Source organism: Hydrogenovibrio thermophilus, assembly GCF_004028275.1.
GTDB classification, from domain to species: domain Bacteria; phylum Pseudomonadota; class Gammaproteobacteria; order Thiomicrospirales; family Thiomicrospiraceae; genus Hydrogenovibrio; species Hydrogenovibrio thermophilus.
This window is the reverse complement of record NZ_CP035033.1, coordinates 1,915,220-1,932,109: the sequence shown is the minus strand read 5'-3', so window position 1 is coordinate 1,932,109 and position 16,890 is coordinate 1,915,220. Positions and strand designations below refer to the sequence as shown.

Sequence of the window (16,890 nt, the reverse complement as noted above, 5' to 3'; positions counted from 1 at the left end):
TTGGGTTTGATTCCAATTGACTGAAAAGCGATATCGATCTCTTCATGATGCCAACTGTTCACATTACCGCCAACAGCCGTTTGACCGGCTTTTTGAAGCAAGCCTTGCTGGCCGACCAGTGGGCGACGCAATCCGTGGCGAAGACCCCGGCGGTGATGACCTGGAACCAATGGTGGCAGGAATGGGAGCAAGAGGCTTTGTTGAGCGGGCGCTTGGCGCTGAACGCTTGGCCGTCCAAACGCTTGTCGGCGTTTGAGGCTCAATTGATTTGGGAGTCCCTGGTGGACGACAAGATTCAAGCCGAGCCGCAATTGGCGTTGCTGAACGAAACGGCCACCGCCAAACAACTCTACCAGGCCTGGTGCTTTTGGTCGGAATACTTCGATGACCAGGACGAACAAACAATTTTCCAAACCGATGAAGTGCGTTTGTTTTTGGCTCTGAAAGACGATTACCAGAAGCGGCTGAAAGAACAGAACTGGCAAGACGATGTCTTGACCATGCAATGGCGCTTGCGTTGGTTACAGGAACGTCCGGTGACATCGGCGCGCTTTGTTTTGCATGGCTTTGACGAAATCACGCCGTTTATGCAGCAATGGATGAACCGACTGCGAGAAGCCGGCAATGAGGTCATGATCGCGGAAGCGGATGAGGCTCCGGCCCGGCAGCAGAGGCGTTACGCCGCCATGAACCCCCAGGACGAAATGCAACAAGCGGCGCTTTGGTGCGCGGAAACCCTGCAACGCCTCGGTGAAACCAAAGCGGCCAAAGATATTCGCATCGGCGTGGTGGCGCCGAACCTCAACGACATTCAACAAGGGTTCAGTGCGTTATTGGATGAGGTGTTGTTTCAACGCTTCGGCCAAGCATTGCCGTTAAAAACCGGGCGCCGTGTGTTGTATAACGTCTCGCTCGGCGAATCCTTGGCGAACACGCCGATTGTGCAAAATGCCTTGCAAACGTTGAACCTGGCGCTTTTGCCGGATAAACGCTTAAGCTACGCCGACTGGTCGGCCTGGCTGGTGTCGCCCTATACCCTGGGGGCCTTACCTCAGCGACAGAAAGCCGATGCCCAATTGCGGCGACTGCAATGGGCCAGTTTCAAATGGCCGAATTTGGTGACCTGGCTGGAACAGCAGGAAAACCACTGGCCGACCCTTTTGCCCAAGCCGTTGATGACGGTGCTGCAAAAAATATCTGCCAAGTCTTCTGACCGAAAATACACCGGGCGCCTGTCATTGCACGCTTTTCTGGAGCGGGTAGAACGGGTGTTGCAGCAATTCCAATGGGGCGGTTCACGCCCGGAGCGCGCCTTAACCAGTATTGAAACCCAGCAGAAAGAAGCGTTTTTGGAATGTCTCGGCCGCTTTTCGCAACTGCATTTGGGCGACGAAGCGCAAAACGCCCAGGCCTGGCTGAATTTGCTGAAACGCTTTGTCGCCGAAACCGTGCATCAACCCCAGACCAAAGATGTTGTCCCCATTCAGGTGGTGGGGATGCTCGAAGCCGGCGGGCAAACCTTTGATGCCTTGTGGGTTTTGGGCTTGACCGACGAAGCCTGGCCGCGACCGCCCAGCCCGAATCCCTTCCTACCGATGCCGATGCAACGCGAACGGGCCGTGCCGCGCGCCGATGCCCAGCGCGAGTTGCAGTACGCCCAAAAAATCACCCGTCGTTTGGCGGCATCGGCCGAGCAGGTCGTCTGGTCTTATGCCACGCAATTGGAAGATCGTGTCGCTTTGCCATCGCCGTTGTTGAATTTGCCGTCGCTGGCGATGGCGGAACCGTATCCGGCGCGCGACTATCGCAGCCTGGCCGTTGCGCAATATCAACAAGCCGCTCCGATTGAATGGGAAGAGGACGCGCAAGCGCCGCCGGTTCCATTGGGCGAACGTGCGCCGGGCGGTTCCGGGATTTTGACGGCGCAGAACAAGTGCCCGCTGATGGCGTTTATCGATTTCCGGCTGGGTGCGCGTCAGCAATTGGAAGACGTGGCCGAGGGCATGCGCGCCAACCATCTCGGGACCTTGGTGCATGAGGTATTGGAAGCTTTTTGGCGTGACGTGCAAACCCAAAACACCTTGCTGGCCTTGGACGACGACAACCTTGTCGCCAAGTTGCACACGTTTTTGGATGAGGCGATGCAGCCGCTGATGCAACAGTTCGACGACCATTATCTGGCCTTGGAAAAAGAACGCATTACCGAGCTGCTGATGAATTGGCTGGCGTTGGAAAAACAGCGGCCCAGCTTTAAGGTAGTGGCGTTTGAAGAAGTCCATACGCCGACGATTGCCGGCATTGAATTCAAAATCAAAATCGACCGGGTGGATGCGGTGCTGGCCGAGGAAGGCGAAAACAGCGGCGAAGCCGTGTCGGTCATTCTCGATTACAAAACCGGCAAAGCCTCCGTCAAAGACCTATTGAAAGAGCCGATTGAAGCGCCGCAGCTGGCGGTGTATCTGCACGCTTACCGGGATGCGGTGGCCGGTTTGGGCTATGGCATCCTCCACAGTGACGACGGGGTTCGGTTCAATACTTTGGTGGCCGATGACGGCGTCATGTTGAAAGACCGCTCGCAGTTGGTCTTTGCCAAAGAATCGGGAAAAGAGGGCGGCGATTATGAAGGTGTCACCTGGACCGATTTCCTGAACGGCTTACGGGATGAAGTCGAAGCCTTGGCCGAATCGATTCAGCAGGGCCGTGCGGAAATGACCTTCCGCGATGAAAAGGATTTGGCTTATGCCGCCGGCGCTTTGGCGTTGCGACTGCCGGAAGTGAAAAGTCAGTTGGCGAAAGCCGGCTGGCAAGGCTCGGAGGAGGATGCATGAACGCATTGTCGAGCGCGTCGTTAAACACACCAATCAACCCTTTGGCGCAGGTGCAATTGGACACGGCCTTGCCGGATGGCGAAGCCCGTTATCAAGCGATTCACCCGCAAGGTTCTTTTATTGTGCAGGCACCGGCCGGTTCCGGGAAAACCGCTTTGCTGACCCAGCGCTTTTTGGCGTTGCTCTCACAGGTGGAGGCGCCGGAACAGATTGTCGCTATGACCTTTACCAAAAAAGCCGCCGCCGAAATGCGCGAGCGGATTTTCGAAGCTTTGGCCGACGGCCAGAAACCTCTGCCGGAAACGGCCTCGCTTTACGATCACAATACTTGGCAATTGGCGCAAGCCGCTTTGCGGAATGCCGCACAGCGTGGTTGGCAATTGCTGGATAATCCGAATCGCTTGCGGATTCGCACCATCGACTCCATGAACGGTTATCTGGTGCAACAAATGCCGCTGTTGTCGCGACTCGGCACTCAGCCGCAGATGGCGGCGTCGCCGGAAACCCTGTATTTGCACGCCGCGCGACAGGCGTTGAAAGACAGTCAGACCAGCGAAGCGGTGGCGAGCTTGTTGCGGCTGGTGAACGGCTCTTTCCGCACCGCGGAAAACCTGTTGGTGGGGATGTTGGCCAAGCGCGACCAATGGATGGGCGCACTCTTGCAATACGGTTCCGAGGATGAAGCTGCGGAGCGGGCCGAATTGGAAAATGCCTTGGCCTTGTTGGTGGCGCAGGAGCAACAACAAGCGGTGCAGCGACTGTCGTCAGGCCTGGGAAAATTGCAGGCATTATGCGATTACGCCGAATTTGCCGCGGGCAATGAGCAGCCACAATTGCAACGTTTGGCCGGGGTTGTTTTATCGTCGGAAACGGATTTATCGGTTTGGCGCACACTGGGCGATTGGATTCTCACGAAAAGCGACCCGGCTTGCCGAAAAACGGTTAATAAAGCGCAGGGCTTTCCGGCCGGAAAAGGCGAAAACAAAGCCAATAAAGACGGGTTTCTGGACGCCTTGTCGGATTTTGTCCTGGCCGATTTGCGCGGCGATATGGCACTAGCGTTGCATGAGTTGCGGCAACTGCCGGACGGGCGCTATAACGATGACCAATGGCAAAGCCTGCGGCATTTGATTGCGTTGCTACGCCGTGCGGTGGCGCACTTGAAGCTGGCGTTCCAGCAACAGGGCGAAGCGGATTTCATTGAAGTGGCGCAGGCGGCGTCGCAAGCGCTCGGTACCGAATTGGAACCGACCGATTTGGCCGAACGGCTGGATTACACCTTGAAGCATTTGCTTATCGACGAATTCCAAGACACCAGTGTGGCGCAGTATGAATTGGTGAAAAAACTGGTGGCCGGTTGGACTGCCGAAGACAATCACAGCCTGTTTATCGTCGGTGACCCGATGCAGTCGATTTACCGTTTCCGTGAGGCGGAAGTGGGCAATTTCCTCCAGGCCTGGCAAGGGCGTTTGGGGCAGGTGGCGCTGACGCCGTTGAGTCTGACGGTGAACTTCCGTTCCACTCAGGGCGTGGTGGATTGGGTCAATCAAACCTTTGCCGAGGTGTTTCCGAAACACAGCGTCATCGAGCAGGGCGCCGTGTGTTATTCCCCGGCGACCGCCTTTTCCGATAGCGCCGAACCGGCGGTGCGTGCGGAATGGGCCTTGGAGCGTTCGGCCGGAGAGGAAGCCGATGCGGCGGTCGACATCATCCAAACCACCTTGCCGGACTTGAAGCCGGGTGCGGCCATTGGCGTGCTGGGGCGGAGTCGTTCGCATCTGATGCCGATTGCGGTGCGTTTAAAACAAGCGGGCATTCGTTTCCGGGCGCTGGAATTAGAAGGCTTGAAAGAGCGTCAGGAAATTCAGGATTGCGAAGCGTTGACACGTGCATTGCTGCACTTGGGCGACCGCCCGGCTTGGATTGCATTGCTGCGTTCGCCGCTGGTCGGTTTGTCACTGGCCGATTTGTATGCGCTGTTGGGCGAAAACGGCGATTATTATCAGACTCCGGTTTGGCAAAGTCTGCAAGCGGCGGTCAGTGACGAAAACAACCACACCCTAAAGGGCATAAAGGCCTGGTCGAAATTGTCGAAACCCGGTCAGGCTCGTTTGGCGCAGGCCTGGCCGGTTTTGGATAAAGCCTTGAAGTCGATGGGGTCCTTCCGGTTGGAGCAGGTGGTGCGTCAGGCCTGGTTGGAATTGGACGGTGCTCAGACGGTGGAATCGGAACTGGCGTTGCAGAATGTCGAGGCGTTTTGGATGATGCTCAATGCCTTGCAAACGCAAAATGACGCCCAGGCGTTGACTGCGGCCGGATTGGCGGACACGCTGGAAAAACTGTTTGCCCTGCCGGATGCTTCGCCGGAAAGCGGCCGGGTGGAGTTGATGACCATGCATAAATCCAAAGGGCTGGAATTCGATACCGTGATTCTGCCAGGCCTGGGGCGTAAGCCGCGTTCGGACGACAACACTTTGCTGTCCTGGCTGTCGTTTAAAGGCACGGACGGTGATGATAACCGCTTGGTGATTGCGCCCTTTGAGCAAAAAGGCAAGGCCGCGCAAGCCAGCAATTCACCCGGCCTGGTGAATTTGATTAAACGCACCGACAGCGTGAAACAGGATTACGAATTGGGACGTTTGTTCTATGTGGCGGCCACGCGGGCCAAGCGCCGTTTGCATTTGCTGGGGTCGGTAATGGTGTCGGCCAAACAATTGGATGGTGACCAGCCCTTGGCACCGCCGGGCAAAAGCTTATTGAATTGTTTGTGGCCGCAGGTACAGGCCGAATTTGAGACGTTGTTGTCGAGCTATGCGCCCTCGGAGGAAGCCGTTGAAGAGTGCGCGATTATTCCGAAGGTGAGCCGATTGCCGTTGATGCGAACGGGGTTTGCCTCATCCGCGGTGGCGATGCCGGATTGGTTGAAGCGCGGCGCGACGGAACCGTTGTTGCAGGACGATGAAACGGGCGAGCATGAACAGGCTTCAGTCTTGGCGAATGCCACTTCTAACGCCGCCGCGGAACGCATGAACTGGCAAGCCGCTTTGTTGGCGAAAAGCGTCGGCAACTTTGTGCATAAAATGCTGGAAATTTGGGTGGCCCAGGGCGTACCGACAGAGTTGGAATTAACCGGCTATGACGCCTTGTATCGGCACCAGCTGTCGCAAGATGGGTTGAACGGCGAATTGCTGGAAACGGCTATGGTTCGAGTCATGCGCTCATTGCAAAATGCCGTCCACAACGAATCGCTGATTTGGGCTTTGAATCCGTCGCATGTCGAGTCGGCGGTGGAGCTGGCGTTGAGTTCGATCAGCGAGGCCGGGCAGGCGAACCACATTGTCGACCGCACCTTTGTCGATGACCAAGGTGTTCGCTGGATTGTGGATTATAAAACCAGCTGGTTGGAAGCCGAGGCGTCCGAAGCGTATCGAAAAGTGTTTATTGAAGAGCAGGTGGCCGTTTACCGACCGCAATTGGCTCGGTACGGCGATTTGTTTAAGGCCATGGAAGAGCGGCCGCAGAAGTGGATTTTGTATTTCACCGTGCTGGATGCCTGGGTGGAAGTCAAACCGGAAGAGTGAAAATGAGATGAGTGTGTCCATTGAAAAAACGCAACAACAAATTTTAAAACATCATGGTGGCAATGGTTCTCAAGCCCGGCAGGCCATTGCCAACAGTTATGACCGACGTCATGATGACGATTTCTGGCAATTTTGGCAAGCGACGGTGGCCGCGAACCATCAATCTAGCGATGGCATTGTCGATATGGGCGCGGGCATCGGGCAGTTCGTGCGGGATTGTGCGTTGCGTTATCCCGATTCGGTGGTCATTGGGTTGGAAGCGGCGCCTTATATGCTGGAGCATACCGTTGAGTTGCCGAACAATGCCCGGTTCGTCCAAGACGATTTGAATCTTCCGCAGGCGGACATTGCGCCGGGTTCCGTGTCGATGGTGATGGCGAATATGGTGGTGCATGAATTGACGCAGCCGATCAAGATGTTCAAAGCGGCTTACGATTGGTTGAAACCGGGCGGTCGCTTGTGTGTGGTGGATGTGGTGCGACAGCCGCCAGTGCAGTGATCAAAACGGTATGGCACTTTAGCGAGTCAGGAAAATGTTTTCTGCTAGGCACGCGCCGCAGTGAATGGCATGCCCTTTATAAGGGGCGTAACAACGCAGAGAGCGTTTTCCTGGCTCGCCCGAAGGGAAGCGCCCAAATCCCACAATTCTGCGTTACGGTTTTTGCCAAGGACTAGCCATTACCTGCAAACCTTGCCTTGACTTGTGAAATTTGGGCCGCTTCTAAAGCAGCATACCGTTTTGTTCACTGCACTCGAAGACTATTTGGAGCACCGTTATACTGAAACCCAAGTTTGGGGTGATGACACCACTGTGGCGGACTTGGAAGATGCGTTCGAGCATTTTCAGGAGCACAATCGTTATCACCCGGATGACATAGTGTATATGTTGGAACTCGGCGGTTTCAAGTTGGTGGACCGTTTGAGCTATCGCAATGACCGTTTTGTGCGTTTGGTGGTGGAAAAGTAACCTAACTTGCTCTACAAAAAGCCGTCGCTAAAAAGCGTTTTGCAGCCATTCCGGCGCGTCTGACGCGTTGTCGTGAAAGGCGAGGACGTCAAAGCGCATGGCGTGGTTTTGGTAATCGCTGTGTTGAAGCAGGAAGGCTTCAGCGCAGCGCCGGATGCGCTGTTGTTTTCGGGTGTCGACAAACTCGGTGGCGTGGCCATAATTGCGGTTCTGACGCGCTTTGACCTCAATGAAAATCAAGGTGTTGTCGGTATCCAGTCCAATGAGGTCGATTTCACCGCCTTTGCAGCGATGGTTTTCGGCGAGGATTTGAATACCGTGTTGGTTCAGCCAATGTTTGGCGTTTTGTTCCGCTTGCCGTCCTTTGTTCTGGCTGAACCAGCCCATCAGTTCTGTGCCGTTTCCAATGTGTCGGAGCCGGTTTCTTCCAGCGGTGTTTCCGGAGTATTGGACGGTCGGATATCGGGCGCTTTTTCAGCCAGGCCGGCCGAACTGTATTTTCCCCAGACATAGTCGTGGTCGATTTCGTTTTCCTGAATGGAGAGTCTTCCCGTCATGCCGTTGTTTAAACAGACGCCGGGCGCGAGGTTGTCTTGATTCATGACAATGGTCAGGCTGTCCCAACCGAAGGCCTCAAACGGTGTGTTGAGCGGCGTCGGTTTAAGTGCGGCGGGCATGGTTGGGAAAATCAAATCACTGAGGTCGCGATTGGCCGGGGTTTTATCCAGCTGAGCCGGGGTGATTTTCGAGGTGCCATAAATTGGCAGGTTCAGTTCGAAAAATTTGAACTGCGGTTTGAAAACGCCCAGGCGGCGCGTGTTGCCGACCAATACGATGGCATCCAAATCCTGGCGGGTACGCGGCGTGAATTCGATTTTTTCCCGGAACAGCCAGTAGAGGTTGTTTTTGCGAGCCTGGCTGTTGGTTTCGTTGATGACGCTGCCGAGAGCTTTACGCAGATTCGGGTTCTTGGTCGGGTAACTTTTGAGCACCGCGACATGGCCGTCGGTTTGCTTCCAGTGCCCGGCAATTTGCGATGCCAGAGCGGCGTCGGAATTGGCCGTGCTGGTGAGGATGCCGATGCGCTTCATATTGTTATATTGCAGTTTCTGGTTGATTTGATACGCTTCGGATTCCGATTTGAAATTGAATTGTCTGACGTGGCTTTGGTCGACGTGATTCAAGGCGATAAGGTTGTTTGGTTTCAAGGCGGCTAAGGTTTCCACGGCTTCCTTGGTGAGCGGGCCGATGACCCATTCGGCACCTTGGTGAACGGCGTTTAAATAGGTTTGTTGGAGATTGTTCAAGTCCGAACTGTCGTAAAAACGAATGATGGTGTCGCGCTGGTGCGCGAAGTGGTTTTTCAGGATGCCGTCACGAATCTGTTCGCTGATGTTGGCGTACTGCCCGCTGAACGGCAGGAGCACAGCAACATGTTTAACGGGAACCGGGTGTTCCAGGCGCGTTTGTAATTGGGCTAGCAAATGCTCGTTGTAAAACGCGCCGGTATTGAACTCGGCCAGGTCTTGCAGGGATTGTTTTTGCCAAATCGGGCGTTGTTGCGTGGCTTCCACCAGCGCCAGCCAATCGAGCATTTCAATGTTTTGGTCGGTTTCCGCCTGAGCTTGTAACTGGGCCAGGGTTTTCGGCGGCAGTTGTTTCAAAGTGGACCAGACTTGGTATTCAATCGCGAGTTGATCCGATGGGCCGACTTTTTGCCATAGCGATTGGCTCAATTGAATATAATCTGGCCAGGCCTGGCGCTTTTTGGCATCGCGAATCGCGTCTTCCAGTTCAAGCAGAATGGCTTGCTTTTCGGCGGCGCTGCTTTTCGGGTCGGTCATGACCTTTTCGACGGTTTCGATTTTTTTGGACGGCGTGCTACAGCTCGACAGCCATAAAACTGGGAAGAAAAGGACGGAGATGAAAGCGATTTGTTTAAGCATTTTGGTTAGAATGGCCCAAGTTAAATGTCTGTATGAAATGGTCGCGATGAAATATTGCAACCATTATAACGGATTACGTTGAGATTGATAATGTCATGACCGTCACGAAAGGATTGAATGATGAAGTCTTATGTGTTCGGCAGACGTCACGGCGAAACAGGTAAATAATGAATGACTGAAAAAATGACAGAATCCCAGGATGCGATGTCGGGGTGCCTTTACATTGTTGCGACGCCGATCGGGAATTTGAAGGATATTACGTTGCGCGCGTTGGAGGTGTTGGAAGCCGTCGATTGGGTGGCGGCGGAGGATACGCGCCATTCCAAAAAGCTGTTGCAGCATTATGGCGTGAATAAGCCTTTGATCAGTTTGCATGACCATAACGAACTGGAACGGCGGGACGAATTGCTGGCGCGCTTGGAAAAAGGCGAAACAGGCGCGTTGATTTCCGATGCCGGGACTCCGTTGATCAGTGACCCGGGGTATCATTTGGTGAGCTTATTGCGTGACGCGCAGGTGCGAGTGGAGCCAGTACCGGGAGCGTCCGCGATGATTGCGGCCTTGAGTGCGGCGGGGATGCCGACTAACCGATTTACGTTTGAGGGATTTTTGCCAGCGAAAAAACAGAAGCGTTTACACACGTTAGAAGCGTTGTTGGCTGAACCGAGAACCATGGTGTTTTATGAATCGCCGCACCGGTTGTTGGAAAGTCTGGCAGCTTTCAAAAACGTGTTTGGTTCGGACCGGGAAATGGTCGTTGCCAAGGAGTTGACGAAGCAGTTCGAAACGTTTGTTTCCGGTGGTGTTGAAGCGGTTTTATCCTTTTTTGAACAACATCCCGATAAAGTTCGTGGTGAATTTGTGTTGATTTTGTCGGGCCGTGCGGTGGTGGAGGTTGATGCCTCGGCGCTGAGTTCGGAAGCGGAAAATTTGATTCAAATATTGCTGGGACAATCGTTGCCGGTGAAACAGATTTCGGAAATCGTGGCGGATGTTTACGGTTTGAAAAAGAAAGTGGTGTATCAGTCGGTTTTAGAGTTAAAAAACTAGTATTTTTCTTTATGTTTTCTTCAAAAGAGGGTGAATAAGAATTTTTCGTATTTTTGTTTACTATTTACAGCTGTGTAACATATTACCTTTTAGGATAAAAAATGTTTATTGAAGCTGTTAAAAACCGCATAAATCGCCCATAAAAGTGCTCGGATAAGGTATTATGTTCCACTAAATAAAAACGTGAATGTAACACCCTGTTAGAGCAAATAAAAAAGAAAAAGTAGCGAATTTATGTGCGGAATTGTGGGCGGTATCGCCGAACGGAATCTGGTTCCGATTTTATTGGAAGGTCTAAAAAGGCTGGAGTATCGTGGTTATGATTCTTCCGGTGTCGCAGTTTTGGATTCTGAAAACACTATTCAACGCGTTCGTGCACTGGGTAAAATTAAAAGCCTAGAAGCGAAAATCGCAGAAGCCGAACATCCTCTTTCCGGTCAAATTGGTATCGCGCATACTCGTTGGGCCACGCATGGTGTTCCTGCCGAAAATAACGCGCATCCTCACATCTGTAATAATCAAGTCGCTGTTGTTCATAACGGCATTATCGAAAATTATCAATCGCTTAAGAAGCATCAGCTGACTGAAGGGTATCGCTTTACCTCCGATACCGATACGGAAGTCGTCGCGCACTGTGTGCACGAGCAATTGAAATCATCGCAAACATTGCTTGAAGCCGTGCAAAAAGCCATTACCCACTTTGAAGGCGCTTATGCCTTAGGGGTAGTGTCGGTTGAATATCCGAATACTTTAATCGCAGCTCGCAAAGGAAGTCCTTTAGTGATTGGCGTTGGTATCGGAGAACATTTTATTGCCTCGGATGTGTCTGCTTTATTACCGGTGACGCAGAGCTTTATCTTTCTGGAAGAAGGGGATGTCGCTGAAATTACCCGTGAAAGTGTCAATGTTTATGATGTGAATGGTCATCAGGTCGCTCGAGAAATCAAGCAGTCTTCTTTGACTATGCATTCCGTGGATTTGGGTGAGCATCGTCACTACATGCACAAAGAAATTTTTGAGCAGCCCCAAGCGGTAATCGACACATTAGAAGGGCGGATTACGCAAAACCATATGCTGGTTTCGGCTTTTGGGCACGATGCGGAAGCCATTTTTCAAACGGTTCGGCAGGTGCAAATTATTGCCTGTGGTACAAGCTATCATGCCGGTTTGGTCGCGAAATATTGGTTTGAAGACATTATCGGTTTGCCGTGTCAGGTGGAAGTCGCCAGTGAATATCGTTACCGCAATCCGGTGCTACTCGATCATACGCTTTTTGTGACCATTAGTCAGTCCGGTGAAACCGCTGATACCCTTGCTGCCCTTCAACAAATCAAAGCCCTGAAAGGGGATAAGACGATTGCCACCTTGTCGATCTGTAATGTGCCAGAATCCAGCCTGACGCGTGAATCTGATTTAACCTTCTTAACCCATGCCGGGCCGGAAATTGGTGTTGCCTCTACTAAGGCTTTTACAACTCAATTAGTCGCCTTGTCTTTGCTGGTGACGGCGCTTGGTAAAGCGTTGCATTTGATGTCTGAAACCCAGGAACGCAAAATCATTCACGGGTTGCAGAAACTGCCAGGCCTGCTGCAAAAAGCATTGACTCATGAAAACGATATTAAGGCCATTGCGCAAGGTTTTGCGGATAAAGAAAGTGCTTTGTTCCTAGGGCGAGGGACTATGTATCCCATCGCCATGGAGGGAGCTCTAAAATTAAAAGAAATCAGTTACATTCATGCAGAGGCTTATCCGGCCGGAGAGTTAAAGCATGGCCCCTTAGCGTTGATTGACGAACACATTCCGGTGATTGCGATTGCGCCTCACGATGACTTGTTGGAAAAGTTGAAATCCAACCTTCAGGAAGTCAAAGCGCGTGGCGGACAAATGATTGTGTTCGAAGATGAGCAAGCAGATGTCGATTCTCAAGGGAATATGAAAGTGGTGAAGGCTACGACGAATGTTGGGCGCATTACCGCGCCAATCACGTTTAATGTGCCATTGCAGTTGTTGAGCTATCACGTGGCGTTGATTAAAGGCACGGATGTGGATCAGCCTAGAAATTTGGCAAAGTCAGTAACAGTAGAATAAAAGTCGTTTAAGGAAATATGAAAGGTATTATTTTAGCAGGTGGTTCGGGTACAAGGCTGTACCCTATTACAAAAGGTGTTTCAAAACAGTTAGTTCCGATTTATGACAAACCGATGGTGTATTATCCTCTGTCCGTTTTGATGCTGGCCGGTATTCAAGAGGTATTGATTATTACAACGCCGGAAGACCAAGAAAATTTTCAAAAGTTACTAGGCGATGGAACGGAGTTGGGGATGCGTTTTGAGTACGTTGTACAGCCGACACCGGACGGATTAGCCCAAGCGTTTATTTTGGGTGAGGATTTTATTGGTGGTGATGATGCCTGTTTGGTGTTGGGCGATAATATCTATTATGGTCACGACCTGACAACAACACTTGGCAATGCAGTACAAAACGCTAAGCAAGATTCTAAAGCAACGGTTTTTGGTTATCATGTCCATGACCCAGAGCGTTACGGTGTGGCGGAGTTTGACGATTCTGGTAACGTCATTTCTTTGGAAGAAAAACCGGAAGTACCAAAATCTAATTATGCCGTCACGGGGCTTTATTTTTACCCAAATGACGTGGTTCAAAAGGCAAAACAAGTGAAACCTTCTCATCGTGGTGAGTTAGAAATTACCACGGTGAATCAAATGTACTTGGAAGAACGCCGTTTAAAGTTAGAAACCATGGGAAGGGGGTATGCTTGGTTGGATACAGGAACGCATGAAAGTTTGTTGGAGGCTTCGCAATTTATCGAAACCATCGAAAAACGCCAGGGGCTAAAAGTGGCCTGTATTGAAGAAATTGCTTATGAAATGGGCTATATTTCAAAACAGCAGTTAATTGATCTGGCCCAGCCGTTAAAGAAAAACCAATATGGGCAGTACCTCCTAAAAAGAGCGGAATAAGGGCGGGTTTAATGCAATTTATTAAGCAACCGATTCCCGAAGTCGTGTTAATTAAACCTCAAGTTCACGGTGATCACCGAGGCTATTTTTCAGAAACATTTCGTCAAGACAAGTTTGAGGAAGCCGTTGGTTATCGAGTTCATTTTTGCCAAGATAACGAATCAAAATCAACAAAAGGCGTTTTGAGGGGATTGCATTTTCAGTTGCCGCCTTATGCACAAAGCAAGCTAGTGCGTGTGATCGAGGGTGAAGTGCTCGATGTTGCGGTTGATATTCGGGCGAGCAGCCCGACTTTTGGGCAAGTAGTGACGGCTATTTTGAATGATGAAAATAAGCATCAATTGTTTATTCCACGAGGGTTTGCACATGGCTTTGTTGTTCTGAGTGAAACGGCGATTTTTGCCTATAAGGTGGATAACTACTATTCTCCTGAATGCGATCGTGGCCTAGCCTACAATGATCCAGCGTTGAATATTGACTGGATGTTACTTGCCGAAGAACTGAAGCTGTCTGATAAGGATCAAAAACAGCCAGGCCTGGTGGATTTAGCAAGTTGTTTTGAATATGGAATCAATTACTATGATTAAGGTGCTGGCAACCGGTTCAAATGGGCAGCTAGGGCAAAGTCTGCAGGTTCTACAAAACCAATTTTCGGATTTATCATTTGTCTTTCTCGATCGGAGTCAGTTGGACTTGTCGCAACTGGACTCAATTCAAACTGTTTTGTCGGGCTATGAGTTTGATGTTTTATTGAACTGTGCGGCCTATACCGCCGTCGATCAAGCCGAGTCTGAAAAAGAGCTGGCCAATAGGATTAATCATCAAGCGCTCAAAGAGCTGGCCATGGCGACAAAGCAGCAAGGCGCAAAAATCATTCATGTTTCCACCGATTATGTTTTCAATGGTCGAGCTTATAGACCTTATCAAGAAACAGACAAAACGGACCCACAAAATATTTACGGTTTTACGAAGCTGAAGGGAGAACAGGTTTTATTGAAACATATGCCTGAAAATGCAATTGTGATCCGTACAAGTTGGGTGTATTCGGAATTTGGAAATAACTTTGTCAAGACCATGCTGCGTTTGGGAAAAGAGCGTGAGCACCTCAATGTTATCTTTGATCAGATTGGCAGCCCAACTTATGCAAGGGATCTTGCAAATGCTATTTTACAGATCGCGACACATCCAACTCTCCAAAAGACTAAGGTGGAGTCGCAGATATTTCATTATTCAAATGAAGGCGTTTGTAGTTGGTTTGATTTTGCAAAGGCCATCTTTGAACTCTCAAAATATTCCTGCCAGGTCTCGCCAATTGAAACAAAAGACTATCCGACGCCAGCGGCCCGTCCATATTATAGTTTGATGAATAAAGCAGAAATCAAACAGTCATATGGTTTGGAAATTCCCTATTGGCGGGATGCCTTAAAAACCTGTTTAAAGGAACTTGAAAAATAAAATGACGTCCAAAACAACAAAGAGAATATTAGTAACAGGTGGCGCCGGATTCATTGGAGGTGCGGTTGTACGTCATTTAATTAATGATACTCAGCATGTTGTTGTTAATGTAGATAAGCTCACCTATGCTGGTAATTTAGAATCCTTGAAAACTGTTAGCGATAGTTCGAGATACGCCTTTGAGCAAGTTGATATTTGTGATGCTTTGGCGTTGAAAAAAGTTTTTGAAACGTATCAGCCGGATATTATCATGCATTTAGCTGCAGAGTCGCATGTGGATCGTTCTATCGACGGGCCGGGTGAGTTTATTCACACCAATATTGTTGGAACCTATACACTTTTGGAGCAGGCAAGAGCTTATTGGTCTCAGCTTGAAAGTGATAAAAAAGCAAACTTCCGTTTTCACCATATCTCAACCGATGAAGTCTATGGAGATTTACCGCATCCGGATGATCAAGGAGGCATCGAGAGCAAAGTATTACCTTTGTTTACGGAAAACACTTCTTATGCGCCGAGTTCACCTTATTCTGCTTCGAAAGCCGGTAGCGATCATCTTGTCCGGGCTTGGCAAAGAACGTTTGGTTTGCCAAGCCTCGTAACTAACTGCTCCAATAATTACGGCCCGTTCCATTTTCCTGAAAAACTTATACCACTGGTGATCTTAAATGCACTGGATGGTAAGGCACTACCTGTCTATGGTAAGGGGAATCAAATTCGCGACTGGTTGTTTGTCGAAGATCATGCCCGAGCTTTGGTTTTGGTTGCAACACAAGGAAACATCGGTGAAACCTATAATATCGGCGGGCATAATGAAAAGCAAAATATTGAAGTGGTGAAAACCATTTGCGCCATTTTGGATGAAGTCAAACCGAAAACAAGCTCTTATGCCGAGCAGATTACTTATGTCACCGACCGTCCTGGGCATGATATGCGTTATGCAATTGATGCTAGTAAGATTCAACGTGAACTCGGGTGGGCACCACTGGAAACATTTGAATCTGGGATTCGTAAAACTGTGCAATGGTACTTAAACAATCAATTGTGGTGCCAACATGTTCAGGATGGAAGTTATCAGCGTGGCAGGTTAGGAGTGCATAATGTCTGAGTTCGTGGTTAAGTCAAATCAAGGCCCGGAGTTTGAGTGTGGCGGCGATGTATCTATCTTGGATGCAGCTGTAAAAAATGGTTACATTTTTGAGTATAGCTGTAAAACAGGACAGTGTGGAGTTTGTAAAACTTTTTTGTTAGAGGGGGAAGTGATTGAGTTGCAGGCACAGGTTGCACTGACAGATTCTCAAAAAGAAAGCAATCAAATCCTTACTTGTTGTTGTGCACCGAAAACCAATGTTTTAATTAATGCGGAGGACTTAAGTGCGCTTCATGGTATTGAGACCAAAACTTTACCAGCCAGAATTAACACAATTAAAAAGCATACCGCCGATATTATCGAAGTCACTTTAAGATTGCCGCCGACCGCTAATTTTAAATTTCTCGAAGGGCAGTACTTGGATGTCATCCAAAACTCAATTCGTAGAAGTTACTCGATAGCTTCAACTTCAAGTCAAAAAGAAATTACCTTGTTAATTAAGCGTTTTGAAAATGGCAAAATGAGTGACTATTGGTTTAATCATGCCAAGGAAAACGATTTGCTTAGAATTGAAGGGCCTAAAGGTACGTTTTTCCTTAGAGATGATTTAAAACCTTTATTGTTTTTGGCGACTGGCACAGGCATTGCACCCATTATGTCGATTTTAAATATTTTAGATGAAAATCCAGATTACCAACAGCAGCACTCTATTACCGTTTATTGGGGTAATCGTTACCCAGAAGAATTTGTTTGGCAGCCAAAGTTTGAGAACTTGAATGTTGATTTTATTCAGGTGTGTTCTAAGCCGGATCAAAGTTGGACGGGTGAAGTCGGTTATGTTCAAGACATTGCTATGCAAAAACAACCGGACGTCGAAAAGTGCGCGATTTATGCTTGTGGCTCTAACGCGATGATTCAAGCGGCTAAGCAACTTTTGACAGAAAGAAGCTTGCCAGAAAAACAATTTTATTCAGATGCATTTGTACAAAGTTATTAAA

The 16,890-nt window shown here is 49.9% G+C and carries 13 protein-coding genes; 11 read left to right on the top strand and 2 right to left on the bottom strand.

The window, feature by feature from the left end; all coding sequences use genetic code 11:
* Positions 1-44 precede the first annotated feature (44 nt).
* The 4 genes from EPV75_RS09035 (at position 45) to EPV75_RS09020 (ending at position 7,376) form a co-directional block, all read left to right on the top strand.
* Positions 45-2,828, top strand: a complete 2,784-nt coding sequence (locus EPV75_RS09035) for a PD-(D/E)XK nuclease family protein (protein ID WP_128385165.1) — start codon at positions 45-47, stop codon at positions 2,826-2,828.
* A complete protein-coding gene (locus EPV75_RS09030) occupies positions 2,825-6,409 on the top strand; it encodes a UvrD-helicase domain-containing protein (protein WP_128385164.1) in 3,585 nt (1,194 codons plus the stop codon). Before EPV75_RS09035 ends, EPV75_RS09030 begins: the two co-directional genes overlap by 4 nt.
* Positions 6,410-6,416: 7 nt before the next feature.
* Positions 6,417-6,908: a class I SAM-dependent methyltransferase gene (locus EPV75_RS09025; RefSeq protein ID WP_128385163.1), complete on the top strand. Its 492-nt coding sequence runs from the start codon at positions 6,417-6,419 to the stop codon at positions 6,906-6,908.
* A gap of 240 nt (positions 6,909-7,148) precedes the next feature.
* On the top strand, positions 7,149-7,376 hold the full coding sequence (locus EPV75_RS09020; protein ID WP_192893977.1) for a hypothetical protein: 228 nt from the start codon (positions 7,149-7,151) through the stop codon (positions 7,374-7,376).
* A gap of 27 nt (positions 7,377-7,403) precedes the next feature.
* Here the strand turns inward: EPV75_RS09020 and EPV75_RS09015 are convergent, their stop codons facing one another.
* Together EPV75_RS09015 and EPV75_RS09010 are read right to left on the bottom strand one after the other, a co-directional pair.
* Positions 7,404-7,763 carry a YraN family protein gene (locus EPV75_RS09015; protein WP_128385162.1) on the bottom strand — a complete coding sequence of 120 codons (360 nt, stop codon included), beginning with the start codon at positions 7,761-7,763 and terminating at the stop codon, positions 7,404-7,406.
* On the bottom strand, positions 7,763-9,322 hold the full coding sequence (locus tag EPV75_RS09010; protein WP_128385161.1) for a penicillin-binding protein activator: 1,560 nt from the start codon (positions 9,320-9,322) through the stop codon (positions 7,763-7,765). Before EPV75_RS09010 ends, EPV75_RS09015 begins: the two co-directional genes overlap by 1 nt.
* A gap of 171 nt (positions 9,323-9,493) precedes the next feature.
* Here EPV75_RS09010 and rsmI point away from each other — a divergent pair, with 171 nt between their 5' ends.
* The 7 genes from rsmI (at position 9,494) to EPV75_RS08975 (ending at position 16,889) form a co-directional block, all read left to right on the top strand.
* Positions 9,494-10,372, top strand: coding sequence for a 16S rRNA (cytidine(1402)-2'-O)-methyltransferase (rsmI, locus tag EPV75_RS09005; RefSeq protein WP_225972301.1), 879 nt, complete (start codon positions 9,494-9,496; stop codon positions 10,370-10,372).
* A 234-nt stretch (positions 10,373-10,606) separates the two neighbouring features.
* On the top strand, positions 10,607-12,460 hold the full coding sequence (glmS, locus tag EPV75_RS09000) for a glutamine--fructose-6-phosphate transaminase (isomerizing) (protein ID WP_127119413.1): 1,854 nt from the start codon (positions 10,607-10,609) through the stop codon (positions 12,458-12,460).
* Between the two features lie 17 nt (positions 12,461-12,477).
* Positions 12,478-13,350: a glucose-1-phosphate thymidylyltransferase RfbA gene (gene rfbA, locus EPV75_RS08995; RefSeq protein WP_127119414.1), complete on the top strand. Its 873-nt coding sequence runs from the start codon at positions 12,478-12,480 to the stop codon at positions 13,348-13,350.
* A gap of 11 nt (positions 13,351-13,361) precedes the next feature.
* Entirely contained in the window at positions 13,362-13,937 is a 576-nt protein-coding gene (rfbC, locus tag EPV75_RS08990) for a dTDP-4-dehydrorhamnose 3,5-epimerase (protein ID WP_128385160.1), read from the top strand.
* On the top strand, positions 13,930-14,805 hold the full coding sequence (rfbD, locus tag EPV75_RS08985; RefSeq protein ID WP_128385159.1) for a dTDP-4-dehydrorhamnose reductase: 876 nt from the start codon (positions 13,930-13,932) through the stop codon (positions 14,803-14,805). Before rfbC ends, rfbD begins: the two co-directional genes overlap by 8 nt.
* A 1-nt stretch (position 14,806) precedes the next feature.
* Positions 14,807-15,910 (top strand): dTDP-glucose 4,6-dehydratase, encoded by a 1,104-nt coding sequence (gene rfbB / locus EPV75_RS08980; RefSeq protein WP_128385158.1) that lies wholly within the window; start codon positions 14,807-14,809, stop codon positions 15,908-15,910.
* On the top strand, positions 15,903-16,889 hold the full coding sequence (locus tag EPV75_RS08975; RefSeq protein ID WP_128385157.1) for a 2Fe-2S iron-sulfur cluster-binding protein: 987 nt from the start codon (positions 15,903-15,905) through the stop codon (positions 16,887-16,889). The genes rfbB and EPV75_RS08975 overlap by 8 nt, the downstream gene beginning before the upstream one ends.
* Position 16,890 lies beyond the last annotated feature (1 nt).

Coding starts and splice junctions, on each gene's coding strand:
- EPV75_RS09035 (WP_128385165.1), top strand. CDS start 45: ATGATGCCAACTGTTCACATTACCGCCAACAGCCGTTTGACCGGCTTT.
- EPV75_RS09030 (WP_128385164.1), top strand. CDS start 2,825: ATGAACGCATTGTCGAGCGCGTCGTTAAACACACCAATCAACCCTTTG.
- EPV75_RS09025 (WP_128385163.1), top strand. CDS start 6,417: ATGAGTGTGTCCATTGAAAAAACGCAACAACAAATTTTAAAACATCAT.
- EPV75_RS09015 (WP_128385162.1), bottom strand. CDS start 7,763: ATGGGCTGGTTCAGCCAGAACAAAGGACGGCAAGCGGAACAAAACGCC.
- EPV75_RS09010 (WP_128385161.1), bottom strand. CDS start 9,322: ATGCTTAAACAAATCGCTTTCATCTCCGTCCTTTTCTTCCCAGTTTTA.
- rsmI (WP_225972301.1), top strand. CDS start 9,494: ATGACTGAAAAAATGACAGAATCCCAGGATGCGATGTCGGGGTGCCTT.
- glmS (WP_127119413.1), top strand. CDS start 10,607: ATGTGCGGAATTGTGGGCGGTATCGCCGAACGGAATCTGGTTCCGATT.
- rfbA (WP_127119414.1), top strand. CDS start 12,478: ATGAAAGGTATTATTTTAGCAGGTGGTTCGGGTACAAGGCTGTACCCT.
- rfbC (WP_128385160.1), top strand. CDS start 13,362: ATGCAATTTATTAAGCAACCGATTCCCGAAGTCGTGTTAATTAAACCT.
- rfbD (WP_128385159.1), top strand. CDS start 13,930: ATGATTAAGGTGCTGGCAACCGGTTCAAATGGGCAGCTAGGGCAAAGT.
- rfbB (WP_128385158.1), top strand. CDS start 14,807: ATGACGTCCAAAACAACAAAGAGAATATTAGTAACAGGTGGCGCCGGA.
- EPV75_RS08975 (WP_128385157.1), top strand. CDS start 15,903: ATGTCTGAGTTCGTGGTTAAGTCAAATCAAGGCCCGGAGTTTGAGTGT.